The following is a 1,501-nucleotide window of genomic DNA, read 5'->3' as shown; positions in this document are numbered from 1 at the left end:
CGTCCCGCTCCTCAGCGGTCAACGCCAGCAACGCCAACTTCGGACCACGACCATCACCCACGCCATCAATCTAGCAATGAATCAACGACTCGGGAAACTAGCGTCCGCGCATGAATCTTGGTACGCCGTTGCTGCGGTTGTACCTGCTGGGCGGCTTCCGAGCCGAGCGCTCCGGCGACCTGCCCCCGCTGGAGCGCTGGCGGCGGCCGAGCGCCCGGACGCTCGTCAAGCTTCCTGCCGTCTCCCCCGGCCACCGGCTGCACCGGGACGAGGCCGTGGACATGTGCTGGCCGGACGCCGAACCGGACGCCCGTCCGGAACCTCCGGGTCGCGCTGCACACCGCCCGGCACACGTTCGAGCCCGAGCTGGCACCGCGTACCCCCTCGTCGTACCTGCCCACCGAGGGAGACCTGCTCGTCCTGCATCCCACCCTGGTCTCGGTCGACCTCGACGAGGCGCTCGCGCTGGCATCCAGCGGCCCGCGGTGAGTTCGTCCTCGTAGCCCATCGACGAGTAGTCGCCACGCACGAAGTTCACCGACAGCGGCTGCCCGAGGGCCGGTACCGGCATGGCCAACATGGCGGTCACGCGGGCCGCGTCCGGGATCAACCTTTGCGGGGCTGGCTCACGCCGAGAATGTTGCCTTCGCTGTCCTTGAACCATGCGCCGCGCATCGTCGGAAACTCTGCGACGCCGTTGACTGTCTTGAGGCCGGGGAGATCGTACTCTTCGAACGTCACGCCGCGCCTCCGGAGGTCCGCCATCTCGGCGTCGAGGTCGGCGACCAGCCAGGCTGCCAACGTGTGGGGCGCCTGCCCGGCGTTGGATGTGGGATAGATGAAGAACTTCGTTCCGCCGGACTCGAAATGGACTGCGTCCTCGGCTTCCTGCGACATGGTCAGGCCCAGTGTGTCGCGATAGAAGCGCTTGGCCCGTTCCATGTCGTTCGCGGGAATGGCCGCCTGCACCGGTGCGTCTGTCAACATGATGGCTCACCTCCTGCGACAGCGTAATCGGCACCAGGCCGACAGACTTCCACTTTGTCCCACTTTGCCATCGTCGCGGCCGCTCTGGAGCTCGCCGGCCCGGTAGTGCCCGCCGACAGAACACCTGGCAGTGCACCTCGGCGAACCCGCCGTACTGCCGCGACGACGGCGCGTTCGCCATGCTCGCCGGCGCGGCCCCGCTCTCCGCGTCCTCCGGCAAGACCATCCGCTACCGACTCAACCGCTCGCGAGACCGCCAGCTCAACCGCGCCCTCCACACCATCGCCCCCGACCCGCCTGCGACGCGACGAACGCACCCGCGCCTACGCCGACCGCTGACGCGCCGTAGGAGCGCTTCCCCGGGCGGTCAGTCGTGCTCGGGAATACCGGCCACCCGATGTGAGGGTCTGCTGCACCAATAGGTGACAGGTGTAGTCACGCGGCCTGACTGGCCGGTGGGTGCATGATGGTCTCGAATTCAACGGGGGTCAACCGGGACAGCGATTGTTGCCGT

The 1,501-nt window shown here is 67.8% G+C and carries 1 protein-coding gene and 1 pseudogene; one reads left to right on the top strand and one right to left on the bottom strand.

The window, feature by feature from the left end; all coding sequences use genetic code 11:
* Window positions 1-606: 606 nt before the first annotated feature.
* Window positions 607-987: a VOC family protein gene (locus AB0G14_RS35680; protein WP_357705218.1), complete on the bottom strand. Its 381-nt coding sequence runs from the start codon at window positions 985-987 to the stop codon at window positions 607-609.
* Between the two features lie 158 nt (window positions 988-1,145).
* On the opposite strand from AB0G14_RS35680, the pseudogene AB0G14_RS35675 reads away from it, so the two are divergent.
* Window positions 1,146-1,274: pseudogene (locus AB0G14_RS35675) on the top strand (transposase); the annotation flags it as partial.
* Window positions 1,275-1,501: the final 227 nt, after the last annotated feature.

The organism is Micromonospora sp. NPDC023814 (genome assembly GCF_040639595.1).
Classification (GTDB): Bacteria; Actinomycetota; Actinomycetes; order Mycobacteriales; family Micromonosporaceae; genus Micromonospora.
This window is presented reverse-complemented; position numbering and strand designations above follow the sequence as displayed.

Excerpts from the sequence above, each read along its gene's own strand:
- AB0G14_RS35680 (WP_357705218.1), bottom strand. The coding sequence starts at position 987 with ATGTTGACAGACGCACCGGTGCAGGCGGCCATTCCCGCGAACGACATG.